The sequence below is a fragment of the Sphingomonas flavalba genome (assembly GCF_047553045.1).
Taxonomy (GTDB): domain Bacteria; phylum Pseudomonadota; class Alphaproteobacteria; order Sphingomonadales; family Sphingomonadaceae; genus Sphingomonas_L; species Sphingomonas_L flavalba_A.
In genome coordinates, this window is record NZ_CP180208.1 from 106,700 (window position 1) to 130,928 (window position 24,229).

The 24,229-nt window shown below is 68.2% G+C and carries 27 protein-coding genes; 10 read left to right on the forward strand and 17 right to left on the reverse strand.

The features are described from left to right. Window positions 1-69: 69 nt before the first annotated feature. Complete coding sequence (locus ACMT1E_RS00530) at window positions 70-822, forward strand: cold-shock protein (RefSeq protein ID WP_414901528.1); 753 nt, start codon at window positions 70-72, stop codon at window positions 820-822. A gap of 212 nt (window positions 823-1,034) precedes the next feature. Here the strand turns inward: ACMT1E_RS00530 and ACMT1E_RS00535 are convergent, their stop codons facing one another. The 5 genes from ACMT1E_RS00535 to rpmF all read right to left on the reverse strand — a co-directional run bounded on the left by ACMT1E_RS00535 (window position 1,035) and on the right by rpmF (window position 4,026). Further along, window positions 1,035-1,421, reverse strand: a complete 387-nt coding sequence (locus ACMT1E_RS00535) for a MerR family transcriptional regulator (RefSeq protein ID WP_414901529.1) — start codon at window positions 1,419-1,421, stop codon at window positions 1,035-1,037. A gap of 5 nt (window positions 1,422-1,426) precedes the next feature. Beyond that, window positions 1,427-1,726, reverse strand: coding sequence for an integration host factor subunit alpha (locus ACMT1E_RS00540; protein WP_414901530.1), 300 nt, complete (start codon window positions 1,724-1,726; stop codon window positions 1,427-1,429). Between the two features lie 80 nt (window positions 1,727-1,806). Continuing rightward, a complete protein-coding gene (locus ACMT1E_RS00545; RefSeq protein WP_414901531.1) occupies window positions 1,807-2,769 on the reverse strand; it encodes a beta-ketoacyl-ACP synthase III in 963 nt (320 codons plus the stop codon). Further along, complete coding sequence (plsX, locus tag ACMT1E_RS00550) at window positions 2,766-3,818, reverse strand: phosphate acyltransferase PlsX (RefSeq protein WP_414901533.1); 1,053 nt, start codon at window positions 3,816-3,818, stop codon at window positions 2,766-2,768. Before plsX ends, ACMT1E_RS00545 begins: the two co-directional genes overlap by 4 nt. 28 nt (window positions 3,819-3,846) lie before the next feature. Beyond that, window positions 3,847-4,026 carry a 50S ribosomal protein L32 gene (rpmF, locus tag ACMT1E_RS00555; RefSeq protein WP_136163439.1) on the reverse strand — a complete coding sequence of 60 codons (180 nt, stop codon included), beginning with the start codon at window positions 4,024-4,026 and terminating at the stop codon, window positions 3,847-3,849. 189 nt (window positions 4,027-4,215) lie between these two features. On the opposite strand from rpmF, the gene ACMT1E_RS00560 reads away from it, so the two are divergent. After that, window positions 4,216-4,689, forward strand: a complete 474-nt coding sequence (locus ACMT1E_RS00560; RefSeq protein WP_414901536.1) for an MAPEG family protein — start codon at window positions 4,216-4,218, stop codon at window positions 4,687-4,689. A 4-nt stretch (window positions 4,690-4,693) separates the two neighbouring features. Here the strand turns inward: ACMT1E_RS00560 and ACMT1E_RS00565 are convergent, their stop codons facing one another. Further along, the gene (locus ACMT1E_RS00565) at window positions 4,694-5,356 is read right to left on the reverse strand and encodes an MBL fold metallo-hydrolase (protein WP_414901538.1); all 663 of its coding nucleotides are present in this window, start codon (window positions 5,354-5,356) and stop codon (window positions 4,694-4,696) included. 84 nt (window positions 5,357-5,440) lie between these two features. Here ACMT1E_RS00565 and pabB point away from each other — a divergent pair, with 84 nt between their 5' ends. The 3 genes from pabB to ACMT1E_RS00580 all read left to right on the forward strand — a co-directional run bounded on the left by pabB (window position 5,441) and on the right by ACMT1E_RS00580 (window position 8,650). Continuing rightward, window positions 5,441-7,168 carry an aminodeoxychorismate synthase component I gene (pabB, locus tag ACMT1E_RS00570; protein ID WP_414901540.1) on the forward strand — a complete coding sequence of 576 codons (1,728 nt, stop codon included), beginning with the start codon at window positions 5,441-5,443 and terminating at the stop codon, window positions 7,166-7,168. A gap of 30 nt (window positions 7,169-7,198) precedes the next feature. Then, window positions 7,199-8,401 (forward strand): pyridoxal phosphate-dependent aminotransferase, encoded by a 1,203-nt coding sequence (locus ACMT1E_RS00575; protein ID WP_414901541.1) that lies wholly within the window; start codon window positions 7,199-7,201, stop codon window positions 8,399-8,401. A 102-nt stretch (window positions 8,402-8,503) separates the two neighbouring features. Beyond that, window positions 8,504-8,650, forward strand: coding sequence for a hypothetical protein (locus tag ACMT1E_RS00580; RefSeq protein WP_414901542.1), 147 nt, complete (start codon window positions 8,504-8,506; stop codon window positions 8,648-8,650). Between the two features lie 16 nt (window positions 8,651-8,666). Here the strand turns inward: ACMT1E_RS00580 and ACMT1E_RS00585 are convergent, their stop codons facing one another. The 3 genes from ACMT1E_RS00585 to ACMT1E_RS00595 all read right to left on the reverse strand — a co-directional run bounded on the left by ACMT1E_RS00585 (window position 8,667) and on the right by ACMT1E_RS00595 (window position 11,130). Further along, window positions 8,667-9,383, reverse strand: coding sequence for a hypothetical protein (locus ACMT1E_RS00585; protein WP_414901544.1), 717 nt, complete (start codon window positions 9,381-9,383; stop codon window positions 8,667-8,669). Window positions 9,384-9,392: 9 nt separating this feature from the next. Then, entirely contained in the window at window positions 9,393-10,607 is a 1,215-nt protein-coding gene (locus ACMT1E_RS00590; protein ID WP_414901545.1) for a toxic anion resistance protein, read from the reverse strand. 133 nt (window positions 10,608-10,740) lie between these two features. Next, entirely contained in the window at window positions 10,741-11,130 is a 390-nt protein-coding gene (locus ACMT1E_RS00595; RefSeq protein ID WP_414901546.1) for a hypothetical protein, read from the reverse strand. A gap of 132 nt (window positions 11,131-11,262) precedes the next feature. Here ACMT1E_RS00595 and typA point away from each other — a divergent pair, with 132 nt between their 5' ends. From typA to ACMT1E_RS00610, 3 genes are all read left to right on the forward strand, one after another. Then, window positions 11,263-13,095 carry a translational GTPase TypA gene (gene typA / locus ACMT1E_RS00600; protein ID WP_414901547.1) on the forward strand — a complete coding sequence of 611 codons (1,833 nt, stop codon included), beginning with the start codon at window positions 11,263-11,265 and terminating at the stop codon, window positions 13,093-13,095. Window positions 13,096-13,261: 166 nt separating this feature from the next. Next, window positions 13,262-13,915 carry a PEPxxWA-CTERM sorting domain-containing protein gene (locus ACMT1E_RS00605; RefSeq protein ID WP_414901548.1) on the forward strand — a complete coding sequence of 218 codons (654 nt, stop codon included), beginning with the start codon at window positions 13,262-13,264 and terminating at the stop codon, window positions 13,913-13,915. Between the two features lie 218 nt (window positions 13,916-14,133). Next, window positions 14,134-14,511, forward strand: a complete 378-nt coding sequence (locus ACMT1E_RS00610) for a hypothetical protein (RefSeq protein ID WP_414901549.1) — start codon at window positions 14,134-14,136, stop codon at window positions 14,509-14,511. Here the strand turns inward: ACMT1E_RS00610 and ACMT1E_RS00615 are convergent, their stop codons facing one another. After that, a complete protein-coding gene (locus tag ACMT1E_RS00615; protein ID WP_414901550.1) occupies window positions 14,512-14,979 on the reverse strand; it encodes a CHAP domain-containing protein in 468 nt (155 codons plus the stop codon). It abuts the gene before it with no gap. A gap of 237 nt (window positions 14,980-15,216) precedes the next feature. Here ACMT1E_RS00615 and ACMT1E_RS00620 point away from each other — a divergent pair, with 237 nt between their 5' ends. Continuing rightward, window positions 15,217-15,606, forward strand: a complete 390-nt coding sequence (locus tag ACMT1E_RS00620) for a hypothetical protein (protein WP_414901551.1) — start codon at window positions 15,217-15,219, stop codon at window positions 15,604-15,606. A 56-nt stretch (window positions 15,607-15,662) separates the two neighbouring features. On the opposite strand, the gene ACMT1E_RS00625 is transcribed toward ACMT1E_RS00620, so the two are convergent. Beyond that, complete coding sequence (locus tag ACMT1E_RS00625) at window positions 15,663-15,899, reverse strand: thioredoxin family protein (protein WP_414901552.1); 237 nt, start codon at window positions 15,897-15,899, stop codon at window positions 15,663-15,665. Between the two features lie 67 nt (window positions 15,900-15,966). Here ACMT1E_RS00625 and ACMT1E_RS00630 point away from each other — a divergent pair, with 67 nt between their 5' ends. Then, complete coding sequence (locus tag ACMT1E_RS00630) at window positions 15,967-16,554, forward strand: MarR family winged helix-turn-helix transcriptional regulator (RefSeq protein WP_414901553.1); 588 nt, start codon at window positions 15,967-15,969, stop codon at window positions 16,552-16,554. Window positions 16,555-16,592: 38 nt separating this feature from the next. On the opposite strand, the gene ACMT1E_RS00635 is transcribed toward ACMT1E_RS00630, so the two are convergent. From ACMT1E_RS00635 to ACMT1E_RS00660, 6 genes are read right to left on the reverse strand one after another with little or no spacing between them, the layout of a single operon-like run. After that, window positions 16,593-17,921, reverse strand: a complete 1,329-nt coding sequence (locus ACMT1E_RS00635; protein WP_414901554.1) for an amidase family protein — start codon at window positions 17,919-17,921, stop codon at window positions 16,593-16,595. Next, window positions 17,918-19,945: a 3-hydroxyacyl-CoA dehydrogenase NAD-binding domain-containing protein gene (locus tag ACMT1E_RS00640; RefSeq protein WP_414901555.1), complete on the reverse strand. Its 2,028-nt coding sequence runs from the start codon at window positions 19,943-19,945 to the stop codon at window positions 17,918-17,920. The genes ACMT1E_RS00635 and ACMT1E_RS00640 overlap by 4 nt, the downstream gene beginning before the upstream one ends. Before the next feature lie 12 nt (window positions 19,946-19,957). Continuing rightward, on the reverse strand, window positions 19,958-20,746 hold the full coding sequence (locus ACMT1E_RS00645) for an SDR family NAD(P)-dependent oxidoreductase (RefSeq protein ID WP_414901557.1): 789 nt from the start codon (window positions 20,744-20,746) through the stop codon (window positions 19,958-19,960). Window positions 20,747-20,762: 16 nt separating this feature from the next. Continuing rightward, window positions 20,763-21,806, reverse strand: a complete 1,044-nt coding sequence (locus ACMT1E_RS00650; RefSeq protein ID WP_414901558.1) for a phosphotransferase family protein — start codon at window positions 21,804-21,806, stop codon at window positions 20,763-20,765. Then, the gene (locus ACMT1E_RS00655; RefSeq protein WP_414901560.1) at window positions 21,803-22,891 is read right to left on the reverse strand and encodes a Zn-dependent alcohol dehydrogenase; all 1,089 of its coding nucleotides are present in this window, start codon (window positions 22,889-22,891) and stop codon (window positions 21,803-21,805) included. Before ACMT1E_RS00655 ends, ACMT1E_RS00650 begins: the two co-directional genes overlap by 4 nt. Further along, on the reverse strand, window positions 22,888-24,165 hold the full coding sequence (locus ACMT1E_RS00660; protein WP_414901562.1) for an acyl-CoA dehydrogenase family protein: 1,278 nt from the start codon (window positions 24,163-24,165) through the stop codon (window positions 22,888-22,890). Before ACMT1E_RS00660 ends, ACMT1E_RS00655 begins: the two co-directional genes overlap by 4 nt. Window positions 24,166-24,229 lie beyond the last annotated feature (64 nt).

The following is a 24,229-nucleotide window of genomic DNA, read 5'->3' on the forward strand; positions in this document are numbered from 1 at the left end:
TCTTGCGCCCGTCGCCCGGCGTGCAAGGTCTCGCGTTAAGTCGGGCGGACCGGGAAAGATCAACAGGGCATGAGTTTTGAGAAAGGGCGGCGCGGCCAGCGTGGTGGGCGCGATAAACGCGACGGTTTCGGCGACGAGCATTTCGACGGTTACCAGGACAGGGGCAGCAGCCGGTTCGGCGGCGGCGATAGCTACGGCGGCGGTGGCGGCGGTTACGGCGCTCCGCGTGGCGGCGGCTACGGCGGTGGCGGCGGTGGCGGCTTCGGTGGTGGCGGTGGGCGTGGCGGCATGCCTGCCCAGGTCGTCGGCGAAGGCAATGGCGTCGTAAAATTCTTCAACGGCCAGAAGGGCTTCGGTTTCATCGTCCGTGACGATGGCGGCGAGGATGTGTTCGTGCACATCAGCGCGGTCGAGCAGGCCGGGCTGACCGGTCTGGCCGAAGGCCAGCCGCTGGGCTTCACCCTCGTCGATCGTGGTGGTCGCGTGTCGGCCACCGATCTGAAGATCGAGGGCGAACCGCTGCCGGTAACCGATCGCGGCCCGCCGCCGCGGGATCGCGACAGTGGCGGTGGTGCGCCGCGTGGCGGCCCGCAGCGCCAGCTAACCGGCGAAAAGGCGACCGGAACGGTGAAGTTCTTCAACGCAATGAAGGGCTTCGGCTTCATTCAGCGCGATGACGGCCAGCCCGATGCGTTCGTGCATATCAGCGCAGTCGAGCGGGCCGGGATGGCGGCGCTGAACGAAGGCGACCGGTTGGAGTTCGAGCTGGAGGTCGACCGGCGTGGCAAGTACGCCGCGGTCAACCTGCAGGCGGCCCAATAGCACCTGCCGCCGGCCTACCGGCCCGGCGCGGACTGCATGAGATAACCCCCGGTGGAGCCACGGCTTCACCGGGGGTTTTTCTGTGTATCGGCAGCGGCGTGGTGGGCGATGGCTATCGCATCACCAGGTGCGGATAGCGCATGAACCAAGAAGGCGCGGCCGCCCCGACCATGAGGCGCGGGCCGAATCGCCTAGTCAGCGAAACCAGTCGGTCAGGCGCGGTCCTCGACCAGCGCGATCGACAGATGGGCGCGAATCCGCTTGAGTTCGGCGAGCATGGCGGCGGACAGGCCGGCCGGTGCCTGAACCACCGGTTGCGGCTGGATCGGCGCCGGTTCGGGCGCGTCATCGTGCGGATGGGTGCCGAGCAGTTTCTGCACGCCCCGGATCGTATAGCCTTCCTGGTTCAGCAGCCGGTTGATCCGCCGAACCAGCGCCACGTCGTCTGGGCGATAATAGCGGCGCTTGCCGGCGCGCTGCAGCGGCCGCAACTGGGGAAAGCGTGTTTCCCAGTAACGCAGGATGTGCTGTGGCAGACCAAGGTCCTCGGACACTTCGCCGATGGTGCGGAACGCGCCGGCGGCCTTGTCCTCGGACATGGCGGTCAGCCGGCGCGGACGATGCGGTCGCGCATCATCTGGCTGGCGCGGAAGGTCAGCACCCGGCGCGGCGCGATCGGTACTTCGATCCCCGTCTTGGGATTGCGGCCGATGCGTTCGCCCTTGTCGCGCAACACGAAGCTGCCGAAGCTGGAGATCTTCACATTCTCCCCCTTCGCCAGTGCATCGCCGATATGACCGAGCAGTTGTTCGACGATCGCCGCCGATTCGGCTCGCGACAGGCCGATTTCAAGATGAATCGCCTCCGCCAGATCAGCGCGCGTCAAAGTTCCCGGTTCAGCCATTCGCTCTTGCCCTTTTTACCCCTTGCCGGCGTACAGTATACCAATACGCCGCTGGGTAAAAGCACAGTGCTGCTAGTGCTTTAGTAGCGTAGGACCGACGCGCCCCAGGTGAAGCCGCCGCCCATCGCCTCCAGCACGACGAGGTCGCCGCGCCGGATGCGCCCGTCGGTCACCGCGGTGTCCAGCGCCAGCGGCACCGATGCGGCCGAGGTGTTGGCGTGGCGGTCGACCGTCATCACCACCTTTTCCGGCGGCAGGCCGAGCTTGCGCGCGGTCGCGTCCAGGATACGCGCATTGGCCTGGTGCGGGACCAGCCAGTCGATCGCGTCGGGGGAAATGCCCGCTTCTTCCAGCACCTCGTTCATCACCGATGCCAGGTTGACGACGGCGTGTCGAAACACCTCGCGTCCCTTCATCCGCACCTTGCCGACCGTCTCCGTCGTAGATGGGCCGCCGTCGACGTAGAGCAACTCGTTGTGACGTCCGTCGGCATGCAGCCGGGTGGCGAGGATCCCGCGGTCGCCGCCCTGTTCCGCGCCGAGCACGACGGCGCCGGCCCCGTCGCCGAACAGCACGCAGGTGCCGCGGTCTTCCCAGTCGAGGATGCGGCTGAAGGTTTCCGCGCCGATAACCAGCGCGGTCCGCGCGGCGCCGGTGCGGATCATGCTGTCGGCGACGGACAGCGCATAGAGGAAGCCGGAACAGACCGCCTGCACGTCAAACGCCACGCAATCGTCGATGCCGAGTGCCGCCTGCACCTTGGTCGCGGTTGCCGGGAAAGTCTGATCCGGCGTTGCGGTGGCGAGGACGATCAGGTCGATCGCGTCGGCGGCGATGCCGGCGGCGGCCAGCGCCCGGCGGGCCGCGTCGGTGGCCAGCGTCGCCGTCGTTTCGCCTTCACCGGCGATATAGCGGAAGCGGATTCCGGTGCGCTCGACAATCCACGCGTCGGTGGTGTCGATGGTTTCGGCGAGTTCGGCGTTGGAAACGCAGCGCCGCGGCAGCGCCGAACCGGTGCCGAGGATAACGGAGCGTGTTGTCATTGCGCGGCGGCCGGTGTCGCGGAGGTCTGCGCGCCAATGCCGGTCAGATCGTCGGCGATCCGCCGGCCGATATCGTCGCGGACCAGCTTGGCGGCAACGCCGATCGCGTGGGCAACGCCGGCTGGGTTGGCGCCGCCGTGGCTTTTCACGACAATGCCGTTCAGCCCCAGGAATACCGCGCCATTGTGGTTGTTCGGATCGAGATGGGTGCCGAGCATGTGGAAGGCCGGGCGCGATAGCACGAAGCCTGCCTTGGATCGCAGCGAGCTGGTGAACGCCCGGCGCAACAGGTCGGTGATCATCCGCGCGGTGCCTTCCATCGATTTCAATGCGATATTGCCGGTAAACCCGTCCGACACGACGACGTCGACATCGCCGCGGCCGAGCCGGTCCGCTTCGATGTAACCGTCGAAGCATAGCGCCAGGTTCGGCGCGGCGCGCAGCATGGCCGCCGCGGCCTTGACCTCGCTGGTGCCCTTCAGCTCTTCCTCGCCGATGTTGAGCAGACGGACGCGCGGCTGGGTCAGGCCGTTGACGGTGCGGGCATAGGCGGCGCCCATCACCGCGAACTCGACCAGGTTGCGCGCATCACACTCGGTATTGGCGCCAAGATCCAGCATCACCAGGTCATTGTCGCCCAGCGTCGGCAGTAGTGCGGCCAGCGCCGGCCGGTCGATGCCCTTCAGCGTGCGCAGGGTGATCTTGGCCATCGCCATCAACGCGCCGGTGTTGCCGGACGACACGGCCGCATCCGCATTGCCTGCCTTCACCGCGGTGATCGCCAGGCCCATCGAACTGGTCTTGATCCGGCGCAGTGCGGCGCTTGGCTTGTCTGTGCCGGCGATCACTTCGCTCGCGGCGACGATGTCCGACGCAGCGGCCAGATTCGGGTGGGTGGCGAGCCCGGCGCGAATCTGCGCCTCGTCGCCGACCAGCAGGAAGCGGAGCGCGGTATTCTGGCGGCGCGCGAGGGCAACGCCGTCCAGCATAACCGCCAGACCCTCGTCACCGCCCATCGCGTCAATCGCAATCCGCGGCGCACCGCTCACTCGCCGCACCTCCCGGTAAGCGTGACCGTCAGGCCCCGATCGAAACGACCTCGCGGCCGTTGTAATGCCCACAGGACGGGCAAATATTGTGCGGGCGCTTCAGCTCGCCGCAGTTCGAGCATTCCTGAAAAGCGTGGGCCGACAGCGCGTCATGGCTGCGGCGCATGTTGCGCTTCGAAGGCGAAGTCTTTCTCTTTGGCACTGCCATGACGGCACCTGTTCCAATCCGAATCCAACCATGTACGCAGGGAAGGCCGCAGAAGAACAACGGCCGTCGGGGCCGCGGACCTTTGGCGGCCGACTGTGCGCAAGCGAGCCTGGGCCTATAGCGATTCCCGCCATCGTTGCAAGCGCCGAGTCCGCGTGGCATGCCGCTGTCGATAACGGGGAGGGAAAGATGATCCTGCCGATCACCCTGACGATTGCAGGCGCCGCGGCGCTGATCAACATCTGGCTGGGCTGGCGTTGCGGCCAGATCCGCACACGCGAAAAGATCTTCATCGGCGACGGTGGCAACCCCCTGCTCGTTGCCAGGATGCGGGCCCATGCCAATTTCATAGAGTATACCCCGATCGTGCTGATTCTGATCGGCCTGATCGAGCTGGCGGAAGGAACCAGCCCGTGGCTGTGGACGGTCGGCGTCGTCTATGTCCTTGCCCGTATCTGCCACGGTTTCGGCATGGACGGGGTGGTGCGGCTGCGCGTCATCGGCACGGTGGTGACGATGTTGACGCTCGCCGGACTCGGCATCTGCGCGCTCGTCATCCCCTTCGCATCGGGCGGGCGGGTTAGCGAGGCGGTGACGATTGGTTCGGCGCCGGCGTCGGCGCCGGCGGCGATGCTGACGCTGCCGCGCGTCTCGCTGCAGTAACCGCTCAGCCGGCGGCGAGTACCGAATCGGCAACGAACGGGTTGCTGCGCCGTTCGTGCGCGAAGTTGGACATTGGACCGTGGCCGGGCACGAAGGCGGTGTCGCCGCCCAGCGGCCACAGCTTGCCGGTGATCGCGTCGATCAGGTGCTGATGGTTGCCGAGCGGAAAGTCGGTGCGGCCGATCGACCCCTGGAACAGCACGTCGCCGACGATCGCCAGTTTTGACGCTGCGTGGTGGAAGACGACATGGCCGGGCGTGTGCCCGGGGCAGTGGATGACATCCAGCACCAGGTCGCCGACCGTCACCGTATCGCCGTCCGCCAGCCAGCGGTCCGGCTCGAACACCCGCCCGTCGACGCCGTAGCGGCGGCCGTCATCCTCCAGCCGCGCGATCCAGAATCGGTCGGCCTCGTGCGGCCCCTCGATCGGCACGCCCAGTTCCTTCGCCAGCGTTCCCGCTTCGCCGCAATGGTCGATATGGCCGTGGGTGATCAGGATCTTCTCGATGGTGACACCGGCCTTGGTCGCCGCGTCGCGCAGCCGGGGCAGGTCGCCACCCGGATCGACGAACGCCGCCTTGTTGGTCGCGGTGCACCACAGCAGGGTGCAGTTTTGCTGCAACGGCGTGACCGGCACGATCGCCGCTTTCAGGGGGGGATTGCTCATCGCCCGGAAATGGCGTGGCCGGCGCGCCGGCGCAAGCCGTCGCCGCCCCTTGCCATCACGCGCAGATCCGGCTTTGACGCCGGCGTGACCCTGCCCGAACCGTTTGTCCTGCTCGATGACGCCGGCCCCAGCGGCAGCGCGCGCCTGTACCGCGCGCCGGCGGAGATCATCCGCGCCGACCGGCCGGAGGAGCTGGCGCCGGCGCTGGCGCGGTTGCGCGCGACGTCCCGCCACGCCGTCGGCTTTCTGTCTTACGAGGCGGGGCACGCGCTGGAACCGGCGCTGGCCGGTGTGGCCCGCGCGTCCGGCGCGCCGCTGCTGTGGTTCGGCCTGTTCGACCGGGTCGAGACGGTCGACGCCGACGCGGTGCTGCCCGACCCGGCCGGCGCCTGGGCCGGGGTGCCGCGCCCGGCGGTCGATGCCGCCGCCTATCAGGCGATGGTCGCGGCGGCGCAGGCGGCGATCACCGCCGGCGACATCTACCAGGCCAATATCAGCTTTGATGCCGCCGTGCCCGTGCTCGGCGATCCACGGGCGCTGTATGCCGGGCTTCGCCGCCGCCAACGCGCCGGGTACGGTGCACTGCTGTTCACCGGCACTGACTGGGTGCTGTCACTGTCGCCCGAACTGTTCTTCACGCTGGAGGATGGCACGCTGACCGCGCGGCCGATGAAGGGCACGGCAGCGCGGACCGACGACGATGCCGCTGCCATCGCCCGCCTGCGCGACGACCCGAAGCAGCGGGCCGAAAACCTGATGATCGTCGACCTGCTGCGCAATGACCTGGCGCGGGTCGCGAGGCCGGGCAGCGTCGCCGTGCCGCAGCTGTTCGCGGTTGAGACCTACCCGACCGTCCACCAGATGACGTCGACGGTCACCGCCCGGCTGGCGGCGGGGCTGGACGCGGTCGACGCGCTGACGGCGCTGTTCCCGTGCGGATCAATCACCGGCGCGCCGAAGCTGCGGGCGATGGAACTGATCGCCGCAATCGAGGGCCGGGCGCGGGGAATCTATACCGGCGCGATCGGCAGGCTTGATCCGGACGGCAATGCGGCGTTCAATGTCGCAATCCGCACGCTCCATTTGCGCGCCGGGGCACAAACGGCGTCGCTGGGGCTGGGCGCCGGGATCGTGTCCGACAGCGTACCGGCGGCCGAATGGCGCGAATGTCTGGACAAGGGAGCGTTCGTGGCGACAGCGACGGGATTCGACCTGATCGAGACGATGGCCTTCGATCCGGTCGACGGCCTGCTCCGCCTCGACCGCCATCTGGCGCGGATGAAGGCCAGCGCCGAGGCGTTTGGCTTTCCGTTCGACCGGCATCAGGCGCGCAACGAATTGCAGGCGGCCACCTTTCGCCTGCGCGATCCGGCGCGGGTGCGGTTGCTGCTTGCCGCCAACGGCGCGCTGGCGGTGGAGGCGCGGGCCGCGCCAGTCGCGCCTGTCGGGCCCGTCGACGTCGCGCTGGCACCGCTGCCCGTTCCCCCGGCTGATATCCGCCTGCGCCACAAGACCAGCGACCGAGGTTTCCTGGCCGCTGCCCGCACCGCCGCCGGCACGTTCGAGGTGGCGTTTGTCGATCCCGACGGCTTCCTGACTGAGGGAAGCTATTCGAACCTGTTTGTCGCGCGCGGCGACCGGCTGCTGACCCCGCCCGCCACGCGCGGCTTGCTCCCCGGGGTGTTGCGGCAGGATCTGCTTGATAGCGGCCGGGCGGTGGAGGCGGATTTGACGCCCGCCGATCTCACCGACGGCTTTTTGATCGGAAATGCCCTTCGCGGCCTGTTGCCCGCGCGTGTCGTTGCGCTATAGCGCCGCCGCGCCGCAACATAAGGAAACGCCATGCCCCGCCTCTCCGCCGCGATCGATCGCATTCAGCCGTCGGCCACTCTTGCCATGACCGGCCGGGTGTTCGAGCTGAAGCGCCAGGGCGTCGACGTGATCGGCCTGTCGGCGGGTGAACCGGATTTCGACACGCCGGATTTCGTCAAGGAGGCGGCGATCGAGGCAATCCGTGCCGGCAAGACCAAATATACCCCGGTCGACGGCACCGCCGAGCTGAAGCAGGCGGTGATTACCAAGTTCAAGCGCGACAACGGCCTGACCTATGAGGCGAACCAGGTCAGCGTCAACGTTGGCGGCAAGCACACGCTGTTCAACGCACTGGTGGCGACCGTCGATGCGGGCGACGAGGTCATCATTCCCGCGCCCTACTGGGTCAGCTATCCCGACATCGTCGCCTTCGCCGGCGGCACGCCGGTGATCATCGCCGCCGGGGCGGACCAACAGTACAAGATCACCCCGGCGCAGCTTGAGGCGGCGATCACCCCGCGCACCCGCTGGGTGCTGCTCAACTCGCCGTCCAATCCCAGCGGCGCTGCTTATTCGGCGGATGACCTGAAAGGGTTGGGCGAGGTGCTGCGCCGCCATCCGAACGTGCTGATCCTGACCGACGACATGTACGAGCATATTTTCTATGCCGACTATGCGTTCGCGACGATCGCCCAGGTCTGCCCGGACCTTTACGACCGCACGCTGACGGTCAACGGCTGTTCCAAGGCCTATGCGATGACCGGCTGGCGGATCGGATTTGCCGGCGGCCCGGCCTGGCTGATCAAGGCGATGGCCAAGCTGCAGTCGCAGTCGACGTCCAACCCCTGCTCGATCGCGCAGGCCGCGGCAACGGCGGCGCTGAACGGCCCGCAGGATTTCCTGAAGGAGCGGCAGGAAGCGTTCCGCAAGCGCCGCGACCTGGTCGTCGGCATGCTGAACGCGGCGCCCGGCCTTGTCTGCCCGACGCCGGAAGGCGCCTTCTACGTCTATCCCGATGCCGCCGGCTGCATCGGCAAGTCGACGCCGAAGGGCGTGGTGATCGACAGTGACGAGGCACTGATCAGCTATTTCCTCGACGAGGCGCGGGTCGCTGCCGTTCATGGCGGCGCGTTCGGCCTCAGCCCCGGTTTCCGCGTCAGCTATGCGACGTCGGAAGCGGTGCTGACCGAGGCGTGCACCCGCATTCAGCAGGCTTGCGCCGCGCTGCGCTGACGCGGCCGCTGAACCAATGCCAACCAGCCGGTTAAGCGAACGGTCATCGATTCGCGGCTAGGCGGTGGCGTGACGCTTGGCCGCAAGACGGGAATCCATTTCGTGACCACCTTTTTCCGTTCCGATCTGTTCCGGCATTTCGCCGCCGGCTTCGCGCTTGTCGCCATTGTCGTGCTGGGTTTTGCGCCCGATACGGATGCCGATTCCGCCGCCGCCGCGCCATCGGCGGTCGAGCAGCCCGCCGGCTGATCCGACCCGGTGGGGTTTACGGTTCGCGGATATCCGCGTCGCCGCGATATTTCAGTTCCAGATATTTGCCGCGGGTGGCGAGCGCGTCGAGGTCGCCGGCGGCGAGCTGCTCGGTCATCCGCGCCAGTTCGCTGTCGACCAGCTTCAGCCCGTCGAGGAGCTGGGCGTCGGGGCTGGGGCCGTCGCGTCCCTCGCGGCGCAGGCTGGCGGGCACGCGCTGATAGCCCTTGACCAGTTCCGGCAGATCCTCGCCGATCAGGCGGCGCACTTCGGCGGCGGCCGGTTCGCGCGGGTCGAGGCCCTGAAGTTGCGGCGCGATCGCGTCGAGGCGGACGCCGATGCCGTCGACCAGCCGGGCGGCGGGGGCGGGTAGCGCCGGGCGCTGGCGTTCCAGCCATTCCTCCGTGCGGCCGGGAAGCAGGGTGAGGTCGGTCTGGACCAGCGCCTCCGCGCTCGGTTCCGGGCGACGGGAAAAGGCGATGACTGTACCCCAGGTGAGGACGAGGGCGAGGGCGGTGACGAGAACGCCGGTGTCGCCGATCGGCCCGAGGACAAGCCCGGCGACGATCGCGGCGAGGAAGATCGCGACGGTGGCGCCGAACAGCCGCCGCGCCACCCGCCAGAACGCCCGGCGGCGGCGCTCGCGGGCGCGACGCGCCCGTGCCCGCCCTTCCGGCGACACGCGCCGCATGAATTCCTCAGCGTGGCGGATGATGCTGTCGCTGTCGACCAAGGCCGGTCCTTACCCCGCCTGCTCCAGCGCGCCGAACGGATCGGGGCCGGACGGCAGCGCCTTCGCCTGCTCCGCGCCCTCGGCACGGGCGATATAGCCTTTCGACTTCTCGACCTCCGCCGACAGGGTGTTGACCGTCGTCTTCATCGAATCGAGCGCCTTCAGCTTGAACGTGTCGATCGAATCCATCGTGTCGTAGATGTTCTGGAACGCGCGCTGCAGCACCTCGATTGGGATCGTCGCCGACGCCGCCTGCTCATGGATGCGGCCGGTCTGCTCCTTCAGCATCTTGCCGGTACCATCGATGATGTTGGCGGTGGTGGTGTTCAACTGGGTGATCTGTTCCAGCACCAGCTTCTGGTTGGTCAGCGCCTGGGCGACGGTGACGGCGGTGCGCAGCGCCGAGACGGTGGTGGTCGACGCGCGGTCGACGCCCTTGATCAGCTCGACATTGTTCTTCTTGACCAGATCGAGCGCCAGATAGCCCTGCACGCTGACCGCCATCTGGGTCAGCAGATCCTGGGTGCGCTGGCGCACGTAGAACAGAGCGGTCTCGCGGATCGCCTTGGCCTTGGCCGGATCGGTCGCGTCGAGGTCGTTCGCCTTGTCCTCAAGCTGGGCGTCGAGCGTCTTCGACATGTGGATCATCTGTTCGAGGCGGCCCATCGCCGCCCACAGCTTCTGTCGCTCGACCGCGATCGCGGCATTGTCCATCAGCAGCTCGTCCTTGCCGCCGGCGAGGCGGGTCAGGATGGTCGCGATGTGGCTCTGCGCCGATTTGTAGCCGTCGAAATAGTCGCGCATCTTCGACCCGAACGGGATGATGCCGAACAGTTTCTTCGGGGCGAGCAGGTTGCCGCGCCGCGACGGATCGAGATCCTCGATCGTCTGGCGAAGCTGAAGCAGGTCGTTGCCGACGCCCGATTCCTGATCCATCGCCCGTACCGGCCGGTCCAGGAAGCGGTTGCTCTCCCCTGCGGCGGCGCGGATTTCCTTCTGGCCGAGCGCGGTGATCGAATCGACCCGCTTGCCGAATTCAGGGCTGTTGACGTCCTGCGCGATCAGGTCGTCGACGAAGGCGGAGACTTTCTGGTCGAGCGCGCTTTTCTGCCCGCTGTCGAGCGGGACGAGACCGGCGGCCTTTTCCGGCGCGACGGCGGGAACCGGATCGGGGGCGGTGAGGACGAGATCGGCCTCCGCCGTATGGGTTGGGGTGCTTGCCATGGGTGCTCCTGCCCGCGTTTCTTCCAAGATTAGGCGCTTTGGTCGCCCGTTCAAGCGCGTTCGTGGAAGGCGGTGGTGTGTCGGTCGAGGGGGGAGAGGGCTGGCGCCGCTTCAAACAAAAGCCCCCACGCGGCTAGCGCGGGCGGCGATAGGGGGTGAATTCGCCGAGCAGGCAGAACGGGCCGGGCATCGTCGAACCGGGCTGGAGGGAGTAGAAGCGGTCGCCGCGACAATACTGGCCGCCAAATGTCTCGGTCACCAGGGTTCGCGCCGGGGCGAGGCCGGGGCAGGGCGCGTCGAGCCGGCTGACCCACAGGGTGCGGCCGTCGCGATAGGCGAGCGTTTGATTGTCGATCACCCGCAACGCTTCGCCGCCGTTCGCGGTGGGTACGCAGCGTGCGGGTTTTCCGGCGGTGCGGCCGGCGATGTCCTTCGTAAGCTGGCGCTGGGCGCTGGTCGGCGTGTCGGCACCGCACAGCGCAAGGGCCGGCAGCAGGAGCAACGGCAGGGCGAGGCGAGTCATCGTCCCCGCTTATAGCACCGATCGGGTTGCGATGCGCTGGTGGAGATGCGACAATAAATGCGCCCCTTTCCGCGCCGCACCATTTAGGCTATGCGCGACCGCCCGCTTTTTCGCGCACCATCGGAATTCTGAATGAGCCTTCGCAATGTAGCCATCATCGCGCACGTCGATCATGGCAAGACCACCCTTGTCGACCAGCTTTTCCGCCAGTCCGGCACGTTCCGAGACAATCAGCGCGTCGAAGAGCGGGTAATGGACTCGAACGATCTGGAGCGCGAGCGCGGGATCACCATCCTTGCCAAGTGCACGTCGGTCGAGTGGGACGACCAGTCCGGAAACAAGACCCGGATCAACATTGTCGACACCCCCGGCCACGCCGATTTCGGCGGCGAGGTGGAACGTATCCTGTCGATGGTCGACGGCGTGATCCTGCTGGTCGATTCGGCCGAAGGGGCGATGCCGCAGACCAAGTTCGTCACCGGCAAGGCGCTGGCGCTGGGCCTGCGCCCGATCGTCGTCGTCAACAAGATCGACCGCTCCGACGCCCGCGCGCAGGAAGTGCTGGACGAGGTGTTCGACCTGTTCGTGTCGCTGGAGGCGAGCGACGAACAGTTGGATTTCCCGGTGCTGTTCGCGTCTGGCCGCAACGGCTATGCCGGCGACAACCCGGATGTGCGTGAAGGTACGCTGGCGCCGCTGTTCGAAACGATCGTCCGCCACGTGCCGGCGCCGAAGGCCGACCCGAACGGGCCGTTCAAGTTTCTCGTCACCCTCCTCGACCGCGACAATTTTCTCGGCCGCATCCTGACCGGGCTGGTCCATTCGGGCTCCGTCAAGCTGAACATGCCGGTCCACGCGCTCGACGGTGACGGCAATATCATCGAAACCGGCCGCGCGTCGAAGCTGCTTGCGTTCCGCGGGCTGGAGCGGGTGCCGGTGGAGGAAGCAGGCGCCGGTGACATCATTTCGATCGCGGGACTGACCAACACCACCGTCGCCAACACCATTGCCGACGTCAGTGTCAGCGAGCCGCTGCATGCCCAGCCGATCGACCCGCCGACGCTGTCGATGCGTTTCGCGGTCAACGACAGCCCGATGGCCGGGCGCGAAGGCACCAAGGTGACCAGCCGGATGATCCGCGACCGCCTGCTGCGCGAGGCGGAGAGCAATGTCGCGATCAAGATCACCGAGGCGGCGGACAAGGACAGTTTCGAGGTCGCCGGCCGCGGCGAGTTGCAGCTTGGCGTGCTGATCGAGACGATGCGCCGCGAGGGGTTCGAGCTGGGCATCAGCCGGCCGCGTGTGCTGTTCCGCGAGGAAGGCGGCGTGCGGCAGGAGCCGTATGAGACCGTCGTCATCGACGTCGACGACGAGCATTCGGGCACCGTTGTCGAGAAGATGGCGATCCGCAAGGCGGAGTTGACCGACATGCGTCCGTCGGGCGGCGGCAAGACGCGGATCACCTTTTCCGCCCCGTCGCGCGGGCTGATCGGCTACCACGGTGAGTTCCTGTCCGACACCCGCGGCACCGGCATCATGAACCGGCTGTTCGAGAAATACGGGCCGTATAAGGGCGTGATCGAGGGCCGGAAGAACGGCGTGCTGATCTCCAACGGCGGCGGCGAGGCCAACGCCTATGCGTTGAACGCGCTGGAGGAGCGCGGCATATTGATGGTCGCGCCGGGCGACCCGCTCTACGAGGGGATGATCATCGGCGAGAACGCCAAGCCGGATGACCTGGAGGTCAACCCGATGAAGGCGAAGCAGCTGACCAATTTCCGCGCCAGCGGCGGCAAGGACGACGCGATCCGGCTGACCCCGCCCCGGCGGCTGACGCTGGAGCAGGCGATCGCCTATATCGACGACGACGAAATGGTCGAGGTGACGCCGAAGTCGATCCGGCTGCGCAAGCGCCATCTGGACCCCCACGAGCGCAAGCGGGCGTCGCGCGCCAAGGCGGCCTGATCGTCCCGTTTCGGGACGACGAATCGCCGCGCCATGCCCACGCCGCGTGACAGCATGGTTACCGGCGCAGTCATCAAACTGTCAGCACCCGATGGAAGGAGGGCGCTGTCCGCTGCCGCATGCCGGCAGAACGGACGGGTCCAGTTCTTCACGGGGAATATCGATCATGCTCAAGTCCAGTTTCGTTCTGGCTGCCGCCGCGCTGGCTGCCGCCGCTCCCGCATCGGCCGTCGTCGTCACGCCGGTCGGCGTCACCGCGTCCAGCACCCAGGCTCATGGCGGCGTCTACAAGGCCGGGAACCTGATCGACGGTAGCGGCCTGACCGGCGGCCTGCACGACGCCAATTTCGCCAATATGTGGATGACCAATCAGGGTGACGGTGCCGCGCAGGCGCTGCTGACCTTCGATCTGGGCGCCGTCTACACGCTCTCCAGCGCCGACATCTGGCAGTATAATTTCGGCACCAACACGCCGGTCATTTCCACCCTCGATCGCGGGGTGAAGGACTTCCGCATCCTGACCTCGCTTGACGGGGTCAGCTTCGCCGAAGTGTTCAGCGGCCGGATGGACCGGGCGCCGGACGGCACGCCGATCGCGGCGCAGCGTTTCGCGATCGGCGGCGACGCGCGCTACGTCCAGATCGACATCCTCAACAACTATGCCGAGGGGACGATTTATACCACCTATTCGTCCGGCCTGTCCGAAGTCCGCTTCAATGCGGTGCCGGAACCGGCGAGCTGGGCGATGATGATCGGCGGCTTTGCGCTGGTCGGCGGCGCGGTGCGCCGCACGCGTCGCCCGGCGGCGCTCGCTGCCTGACCGCGAATGGATGAACGGGGCGGGGAGGGGCATCGCGGCCTTTCCCCGCCCTGTTTTCGTATCCGCCAGACGCCCCGCTCCGCCGCTGCCGGTTGAATTGCAGCTTAACGGCTGGTTCGCCGCCGGTTCAGCCGGCCTGCGCGATAGTGCATAAGACGACAGGACAGCGTGCGAGTCGCGCCGCCGCTCGTCGGGTACTGCTCAGGTGGAGACAAGCGATGAAATCTTGGATGGGGAAGGTCGCGCTTTCAGCCGTCGCTGTCGGTGCGATGGTAGCGGCAACGACACCGGCCGAAGCGCGGCGTTATGGCGGCGGTTATTACGGCGGCCATGGCGGCTATAGCCACCATTATCGTGGTTATCGCGGTGACCGGGCGGGGCTGGCGATCGGCGCCGGCATCCTCGGCCTGGCGGTCGGCTCTGCGCTCGCCTCGCGCGATCGCGGCAGGTATTACGATGGCGGTTACGGGTACAGCTACGCGCCGCCGCCGACGCGCTACTATGCGCCCGGCCCCTACTACCGCGACTATGGCCGCTGCTGGTGGGACCGTGAGTGGGACGGCTATGGCTGGCGGCGGGTGCGCGTCTGCGACTGATCAGCGCAGAGCGCGAATGGTCGCGCCGATATCCGCCATGCGGACGGAGGCGATTTGCGGCGCAGGCGCGTCGGCTGCGGCCGGCGCGTCCTTCGCGTAGATGAAGCCATAGGTCGGGTAGACAGTGGTGCCGAGATTGCCCGATCCGGCATACCAGACGCGGACCCGGCTCCAGTCGCCGCTATCAGACACGTCGACCATGCGGACGTTGCGTTCGACCTGGCCGCGGCGCGACCAGTTGGCATGGGTGACCAGCACCTCGCGCGCCGAGACGATTTTGCTGACCATTGCGACATGGCCGACGCGCATATCGGCATAGGGTTTCAGCACGACGACGGCGCCCGTCTGCGGCGACTGGCCGCGCTCGTAGCGGTTTTCCGCCTGTGCCCACCAGGTGCCGGCGTTGCCACGGATGTCGATGCCGGAGATCGAGCGGGCGAACGGCGCGCACTGCCAAAACTGCGCCATGGCCGGCGTGGCCGCCACGGCGGATGTCGCAAGAACCACAGCGCAGAAAAACGTGCGAATCGAACCGGTGATCAAGATGCCCGCCCCTTCGAGGTACAATCGGTGTGGCGGCACAGGCGCCGGGAGGAAAGAGCGCCGGGTTAACGGATGCGCCGCTTTGCGATGAGCTGACGCGACGACGCGATCAGTGCGTTTCGTTCAGGCGCCGGTCAGAATGGGAGGGGCAGGACCGTTGCCATGACTGTGCGTTCCGTCCTACCCATCGCTGGCCTTGCCGCCCTGCTTGCCGCCGCGCCCGCGTTGGCGGAGGCGCCGGACACGGCCGCGCCGGCCCACGTCATCCGCCTGACGCCGGAACAGCGCGAAGCGGCCATGGCGGATGGCAGCGAGAAAAAGGTCGACGTGGCGCTGGCCCAGGCGGCTGGCGGCGGCGCCGTCGAGGATGACGCGTTTGAGGACATCGACCGGCCCGACCGGCGGATTCACGGCGAAGTCGGCTTCATGATCGGCACCGGCGGCGCGCGCGGCGTCTATGGCGCGGCGGCGATTCCGCTCGGCGACAATGCCGGGGCGATGATCTCCTTTTCGCAGCAACGCTACGGTCTGCCGCGCTACCGGCGGCGTTAGCCGGCGAAGCGGCACCGGGCGGTTGCCCCGGCGGGGAGGCGCCGAGGCAGGGCCGGTTATTTCAGCACGTCGATCGAAGCACCGAAATTGATGTGATAGGGCTGGCCGTCGAGGACGAGCGCCGGCACCGACTTGACGCCGGCAGCCTCCGCTTCCGCAACCCGGCCGGACTCTTCGCCGAGATGGACGATCTCGACCGCGTAGCGCGCCGGGTCGATCGCGGCGGCGACCGCCTGCTCGGCATCGACGCAGACGCTGCAGCCGGCATGATAGAAAATCGCTTTCTTGGGCATAGGATTCTCCTTGGTCGAGCGCAATAAGTAGCGACTCGATACCATTCGAATGCCACAGGCTTTCGACTTGAGCAAATGGTTTTTAGTCGATACCATCTGGGCTGTGCCCGATCGCCTGCCCGACCTGTTGACCCGCGCCGCCCGGCTGATCGCCGGCGACGGCCATGGCGACGGGTTGAAGCCGGTTCAGTTGCAGGCGCTGCGCTACCTGGCGGAGGCGAACCGATTCTCGCGCACACCCGGCGCGCTGACCGCCTGGCTCGGCCAGACCAAGGGCACGGTGTCGCAGACGATCGCCGCGCTGGAACGCAAGGGGCTGGTCACGCGGACCGGCGATGCGGCCGACCGGCGGTTGGTGCGGCTTGCACTGACCCAGCGCGGGCAGGCGGCGCTGGCCGAGGCGGGGGACGGCGTGGCGGAGGCGATGCTTGCCGGGCTGGACGCGGGCGAGCGGGCGGCGCTGGCGCCGCTGTTCGCGCGGATGCTGGCGACTTATCTCGGCGCGCGCGGCTACCGCGCCTTTGGCCAGTGCGCCGACTGCCGGCATTTCCGCCGCGATGCGGAGGGCGGCGCGCCGCATTTCTGCGCGCTGCTGGCGGTGCCGCTCGACGCCCGCGATGCCGCCGCGATCTGCGTGGAGCAGGAAGCGGCGTAGGCCGGCGGCGCGCGCGGATCGGCGCGCGGTTTCCCGGATCAGCCGCCCAGTGCGTTGACCGCGAGGCCGGCGAGCAGGATCGCGGTGCGGTCCTGATAGAGGTCGGCGATCACCTGCATGCCGATCGGCAGGCCGTCCGCCGTGGTGCCGATCGGCGCTGCGGTGGCAGGCAGGCCGGGATAGGCGGCGATGCCCGCCCAGGCGAACTGCACGCCGAACGGCGTCGCTTCCCCGTCGATCAGCAACTGGCGCTTGCGCGGGTCCGGTTCCGGATCGTGGGGGAAGGCGGCGACACCGCAGGCGGGGGCGAACACCGCGTCGAAATCCTCGAACAGCCGGTGCCACTGCCGCTGGTAGCGGGCCTGATCGTCGCACATCGCGAACCATTGGGCGGCGGTGGTTGCGGTGCCGCCGGGCGGCGGCGCGCCACGGGCGAGGGCGGTGTTCATCATCCGCATATAGGCGCGGTGCATCGCGTCCAGATCGGACAGCGCCGCGCTGTCGGCGACATGGGCGCCGGCCCGCGCGCAGGCATCGCCCGCCGCATTGATCGCCGCGACGATCGCGCTGTCGGCGCGGGCGAGCGGGTGGGCGGTCAACAGCAGGATGCGGGCGCCGGCCAGCGATTCCACCCGTGCCGGCGGCGGCGGGATGTCGGCGGTTAGCGCCAGGGCGAGGGCAAGGTCTTCCGGGTTGCGGGCGAGCGGGCCAACCACGCCCAGCGGGACTGGCGCGCCATCGGTACGCGGGAAGGCGTGGCCTTCCGACGAGACCAGCCCGAAACTGCTCTTGTGCCCCCACACCCCGCAGAAATGCGCCGGGGTGCGGATCGACCCGCCGATGTCGGAGCCATATTCGAGCGGGATCATGCCGGCGGCGAGCGCGGCGGCGGCGCCGCCCGACGAGCCGCCGGGGGTGCGCGCCGGATCGTGCGGGTTGTTGGTGCGGCCGTGGATTGGGTTGTCGGTCTGCAGGTCGGTCAGCCCGGTCGGCACGTTAGTCTTGCCAAGAAACACCGCTCCTGCCGCCTTCAGCCGCCGGACAACGACCGCGTCGGCGGCGGGAACGTGGTCGCTGAACTGGGGAAAGCCCCAGCTGGTCGGCAGGCCGGCGACGTTGAACGATTCCTTGATCGTCATCGGTACGCCGAGCAACGGCGCGCGTTCACCCGCCGCCAGCCGCGCGTCGGCGGCATCGGCGGCGGCAATGGCGCGATCGAAGTCGCGGATGACGACGGCGTTGATCGTCCCGTCCCGCTCCACGATCCGCGCGATCGCCGCCTCGCACGCCGCTCGCGCGCTGGTATTGCCAGCGGCGATGGCGGCGGCGGTGGCGATCGCGCCCGGCTCTGCGGCCGGCCGGATCACGCGGTGAAGCGGCCCTTCGTCTCCGCCTTTTCCTTCAGCAGCGGCGCGATGGTGAAGCCGTGCTTTTCGAGGCCGGCGACAATCTTGTCATTGCCTTCGAGATCGGCCCAGAACATCGGGCCGCCGCGATAGACCGGCCAGCCATAGCCGTAGATCCAGACGACATCGATGTCGGACGCGCGCTGCGCCATCTTTTCCGCCAGGATCAGCGCGCCTTCGTTGACCATCGGGTAGAGGGTGCGCTCGACGATTTCCTCGTCGCTGATCGCCCGCTTGGTCATCCCCGCCTTGGCGGCGAAATCGTCGATGATCGCCTGCACCTCCGCGCTCGGGCTGGGCCGGCGCTTGTCGTCATAGTCGTAGAAGCCCTTGCCGGTCTTCTGCCCCCAGCGGCCGACGGCGCAGAGCGCGTCGCGGATATTCTCGATTCTGGCCGGGTCGCGGTGCCAGCCGATGTCGACACCGGCGAGGTCGCTCATCTGGAACGGCCCCATCGGCATGCCGAAATCGACATGAACCTTGTCGATCTGCGCCGGGGTTGCCCCTTCCATCAGCAGCTTCATCGATTCGACCTGACGCGGCATCAGCATGCGGTTGCCGATGAAGCCGTGGCAGACGCCGGCGACGACCGCGACCTTCTTGATCTTTTTGGCCAGCGCCATCACCGTCGCCAGCACGTCCGGCGCCGTCTTGGCGCCGCGCACCACCTCCAGCAGCTTCATCACGTTGGCCGGCGAGAAGAAGTGCATGCCAAGCACGTCCCCGGCCCGGCCGGTCGATGCGGCGATCTCGTCGATATTCAGGTAGCTGGTGTTGGAGGCGAGGATGGCGCCGGGCTTGACGATGCGGTCAAGCTTGCCGAACACTTCCTTCTTCACATCCATATTCTCATAGACCGCCTCGATCACCAGATCGCAGTCGGCGAGGTCGTCGAACGACAGGGTCGGGGTCAGCGCCGCCATCGCCGCCTCCACCTGTTCCGGCATGAAGCGGCCCTTGGCGGCGGACGCTTCGTAATTCTTGCGGATCAGGCCGACGCCGTGATCGAGCGCCTCCTGCTTCATCTCGACGATGGTGACCGGAATGCCGGCGGTCAGGAAGTTCATCGAGATGCCGCCGCCCATCGTGCCGGCACCGATGACGCCAACCTTGTTGATCGGGCGGAGCGCGATGTCCTTGTCGACGCCGTCGATCTTCGCAGCCTGCCGTTCCGCGAAGAAGATGTGGCGCATCGCCGCCGACTGGGCGCCGAACAGCAATTTGGTGAACTGTTCGCGCTCGAATGCCATGCCTTCGTCGAACGGCAGGCGGGTTGCCGCCTCGACGCAGGCGAGGGCGGCGGCGGGGGCGTCGAAGCCGCGGAATTTCTTCGCATTGGCTTCGGCGAAGGCCTTGATCGCGGCCGGGGCGCCCTTGATCGGCAACGCGCGGGTCGGGCGCGGGCCTTGCGCGATCACTTCGTTGGCGAAGGCGAGCGCGTCGGCGGTCAGGCTGTCCTCGCCGGCCAGCCGGTCGACCAGACCAAGGTCGAGGGCGCGTCTGGCGCCGATCGGCGTGCCGGTGGCGCACATTTCCGCTGCTGCTTCGATCCCGGCGGTGCGTGGCAGGCGCTGGGTGCCGCCGGCGCCGGGCAGCAGGCCCAGCTTCACTTCCGGCGTGCCGAGCTTCGCCGACGGCACGGCGATGCGGTAGTGGCAGCCGAGCGCCGTCTCCAGCCCGCCGCCGAGCGCGGTGCCATGGATCGCGGCGACGACCGGTTTCGGGCTGGCCTCGATCGTGTCGACCAGCGCGGGCAGCCAGGGGTCAACCGGCGGCTTGCCGAATTCGGTGATATCTGCGCCGGCGAAGAAGGTGCGGCCTTCGCAGCGGATGACGACCGCCTTGACCGCGTCGTCGGCGACCGCCGCGCGGATCGCAGCGTCAAGCCCGGTGCGGACGGCGGCGCCGAGCGCGTTGACCGGCGGATTGTCCGACGTGATGACAAGGACGTCGCCGTGGCGTTCGGTGGAAATGGGGGAGGACATGGGCTTCCTTTCTTACGCAGCAGTCTTGCCCGTCTCCTGACGGGTCACGGGGTGGGAGGAGGACAGGCCGCCGTCGACGGCGATCGCCTGCCCGTTGACATAGCTCGCCTCGTCGGAGACGAGGAACAGCGCCAGCGCCGCGACTTCCGCCGGCTGGCCGGCGCGGCGCAGCGGGTTGAGCCGGCCGATGCGGTCGGTCACGCCCTTTTCGGCGGCATAGTCGAACGCACGCTGGGTCATGCCGGTCTGGATCAGGCCGGGGCAGATGGCGTTGACGCGCACGCCGGTACCGGACAGTTGCTGCGCCGCGGTCTGGACCAGGTTGATCACCCCGGCTTTCGATGCCGAATAGGCCGGGCAGCCGGCGCCGGAGCGCAGGCCGGCGACGCTGGCGGTGCACAGGATCGCGCCGCCGCCGGCCGCGATCATCACCGGCGCGGCGTGCTTTATCAGCAGGAACGGGCCGATCAGGTTGACGCGGAGGATGGCGTCCCAGTCGGCGACGCTATGATCGAGCAGGCCGGTCAGCCCGCCAGAGATGCCGGCATTGGCATAGGCGATGTCGAGCTGGCCGAAACGGTCGGTGGCGGTGGCAACCAGCCGGGCGACATCGGCTTCGTCGCCGGCGTCGATGACGAGCGCGGTCGCGGCGTCGCCGATCGCGGCGGCGGTTTCCAGCACCGAATCGCTGGCGTCGCCGAGCACCAGCCGCGCGCCTTCGGCGGCGAAGCGCCGTGCGGTCGCCCGGCCGATGCCGGACCCGGCGCCGGTGATGATCGCGACCTTGCCCGCCAGCTTCACCGTTTTCCGTCCTTCCTCATGCCCCCGCCCGTTCGGCGAAATGCCAGGCGGCCTGCGCCAGCGCCGGCAACCGCGCCGCCGTAGCCTCCGCTTCCGCCGAGCTGGCATTGCCGTCGACGATGCGCTTCTTGATGCCCTGGACGATGCCTGTAAGCCGAAACAGGTTGTAGCTGAAATACCAGTTGAGGTCCGGCAGGGCAGAACGCCCGGTCGCGGCGCAATAGCGTTCCGCCGCCGCCTCCAGCGTCGGGATGCCGAGCGCCGGCAGGTCCAGCCCAGCGAGGCCGGAGCGGCCCTCCGGCTCCGTCACCCAGTTCATCAGCAGGTAGGAGAAATCGGCGAGCGGATCGCCGAGCGTCGACAATTCCCAGTCGAGCACCGCGACGACGCGCGGTTCGTCGGCGGCGAAGATCAGGTTGTCGAGCCGGTAGTCGCCATGGACGATCGAGACGCGGTCCTGCGGCGGCACCGTTGCGGGGAGCCAGGCGATCAGCCGGTCGACTTCCGGCACAGTTTCGGTTTCCGACGCGCGATACTGCTTGGTCCAGCGGGCGACCTGCCGTTCGAAATAATTGCCAGGCCGGCCATAGTCGCCAAGGCCGACGGCGGCGGGATCGACGGTGTGGAGGCGGGCGAGCGTGTCGATCATCGCGTCATACAGGCCGTGCCGCTCGTCCGGCGCGCAGCCGGGCAGGCTGCCGTCCCACAGGTTGCGCCCTTCGGCGAGGCCCATCACGTAGAACAGCGAACCGATCACCGCCGGATCGGTGCACAGGCCGTAAGGGCGGGCGACCGGAAAGCCGGTCGGGTGCAGGGCGGCGATCACCCGATATTCGCGGTCGACGGCGTGGGCGGAGGGGAGCAGCGGGCCGAACGGCTGGCGGCGCAGCACATAGGCGCCGCCGGGCGTATCGACCCGGTAGGTCGGGTTGGACTGGCCGCCCTTGAACTTGGCAAGGGTCAGCGGGCCGGAGAAACCGGCGATATTGGCCGCCATCCACCGTTCGAGCCGGCCGATGTCGAGCCGGTCCCGCTCGGCGACGGGGATCGTGTCGCTCATTCGAAGACCACGACGCTGCGGGTCGAATCGCCCTGGCGCAGCTTGGCGAAGGCGTCGTTGATCCCGGCGAGCGGAATGCGTTCGGCGATGATGCTGTCCAGATCGAGCAGGCCGCGCAGGTAGAAGGCGACGAGGCGGGGAATGTCGACCGGGAAATGGTTGCCGCCCATCAGCGCGCCCTGCAGTTTCTTCGACGCCAGCAGGTCGAGCGCCGACAGGCCGACCTTGTGGGTCAGTGGCATCATGCCGAGGATGGTCGCGGTACCGCCGCGCCGGAGCACGCCGACGGCAAGGTCGCCGGACGCCGGGCGGCCGACCGCCTCGATCGCGTGGTGGACGCCGCCCTTGGTCATCGCCACCACCTGCGCCGCGGCGGTGTCGGACGCGGCGTCGATCGCGTCGGTGGCGCCGAGCTTCAGTGCCAGCTCGCGCTTTTCCGGCACCGGGTCGAGCGCGATGATCCGGCCCGCACCGGCGATCTTCGCGGCGTTGACCGCCGCCAGGCCGATGCCGCCGCAGCCGACCACCGCCACCGTTTCCCCTGGCTCGACGCCGGCGGCGTGGAAGATTGCGCCGGCGCCGGTCGTCACCGCGCAGCCGAGCACGCACGCCCGGTCGAGCGGCATGTCCGGGTCGATCGCGACGCAGGCATGTTCGTGGACCAGCATCTGCTCCGCATAGGCGGACAGGTTCAGCATCTGGTGGACGGTGCTGCCGTCGGCGGCCAGGGTCAGGCGCGGCGGCTGGTCCTTGCGCCGCTTCACGCCGGCGTCGGTGCACAACGCCATATGGCCGGTGACGCACTGGTCGCAATGGCCGCAAAAGGCGCTGAGGCAGGTGACGACCGGGTCGCCGGGGCGCACCGTCGTCACCTCGCTGCCGACCGCCTCGACGATGCCGGCGGCTTCATGGCCGGGGATGGTCGGCAGCGGATGCGGATAGGCGCCGTCGACGAAATGCAGGTCGGAACGGCAGACACCGACCGCGACGGTGCGGATCAGCACCTCGTGCGGGCCGGGGGCGGCGATCGTCACCTCCTCTATGGTCAGCGGCGTGCCGGGGGCGGTGAGGATCGCGGCCTTCATCGGGCTGCCCCCGCTTTGGCGGCAGCGATCGCCTCTCGCCCGCCATGCTTGCCGAATTCGAGGCGGGCGATGGCGCGGTTGTGGACCTCGTCCGGCCCGTCGGCGAGGCGCAGGGTGCGGATGCCGGCATAGGCGCGGGCCAGCCCGAAATCCTCGCTGACCCCGGCGCCGCCATGCGCCTGGATCGCGTCGTCGAGGATGCGCAGCGCCATTTGCGGGGCGGCGACCTTGATCATCGCGATTTCCGCCTGCGCCGCCTTGTTGCCGGCCTTGTCCATCATGTCGGCGGCCTTCAGGCACAGCAGCCGGCACATTTCGATGTCGATCCGCGCGGCGGCGACGCGCTGTTCCCAGATGCTGTGTTCGGCGATCGCCTTGCCGAAGGCGACGCGCGACAGCAGCCGCCGCGCCATCTTGTCGATCGCTTCCTCGGCGACGCCGATCGTCCGCATGCAGTGGTGGATGCGGCCCGGCCCGAGGCGGCCCTGCGCGATCTCGAACCCGCGTCCTTCGCCGAGCAGCATCGCGTCGACGGGGATGCGCACGTCCTTCAGCGCGATCTCCATATGGCCGTGCGGCGCGTCGTCGTAGCCGAACACCGGCAGGTGGCGCAGGATGGTGACGCCGGGCGCGTCGAGCGGCATCAGCACCATTGACTGCTGGGCGTGGCGCTGCGCCTCGACATCGGTCTTGCCCATGACGATGGCGATCTTGCAGCGCGGGTCGCCGGCACCGGACGACCACCATTTGCGGCCGTTCAGCACATAATGGTCGCCGTCGCGGGCGATCCGTGTCTCAATATTGGTCGCGTCGGACGAGGCGACGCCCGGCTCCGTCATCAGGAAGGCGGAGCGGATCTCCCCGTCCATCAGCGGTTGCAGCCAGCGGTCTTTCTGCGCGCGGGTGCCGTAGCGGTTCAGCACCTCCATATTGCCGGTGTCGGGCGCGGAGCAGTTGAACACTTCCGACGCCCAGCCGATCCGGCCCATTTCCTCCGCGCACAGCGCATATTCGAGGTTGGTCAGCGCTGGCCCGTCAAACGCGAAGCTGTCGTCGACCGGGGCGTGGCCGGACGATGGCGGCATGAACAGATTCCAGAGGCCCGCCGCCTTTGCCCGCGTCTTTTCCTCCTCGATCACCGGCAGCACTTTCCACCGGTCTCCTTCCGCCTGCTGGGCGTGATAATCGCCGTCGCGCGGGCGGACATGGGTGTCGATGAACGCGCGGACCCGGTCGCGCCAATGGGTCTGGCGATCGGTCAGGGTGAAATCCACGGACACTCTCCCGGCTGCTGTTCACGACAGTCTTGTCAGCCGGCGCCCGAGTCCGCCAGCCCTG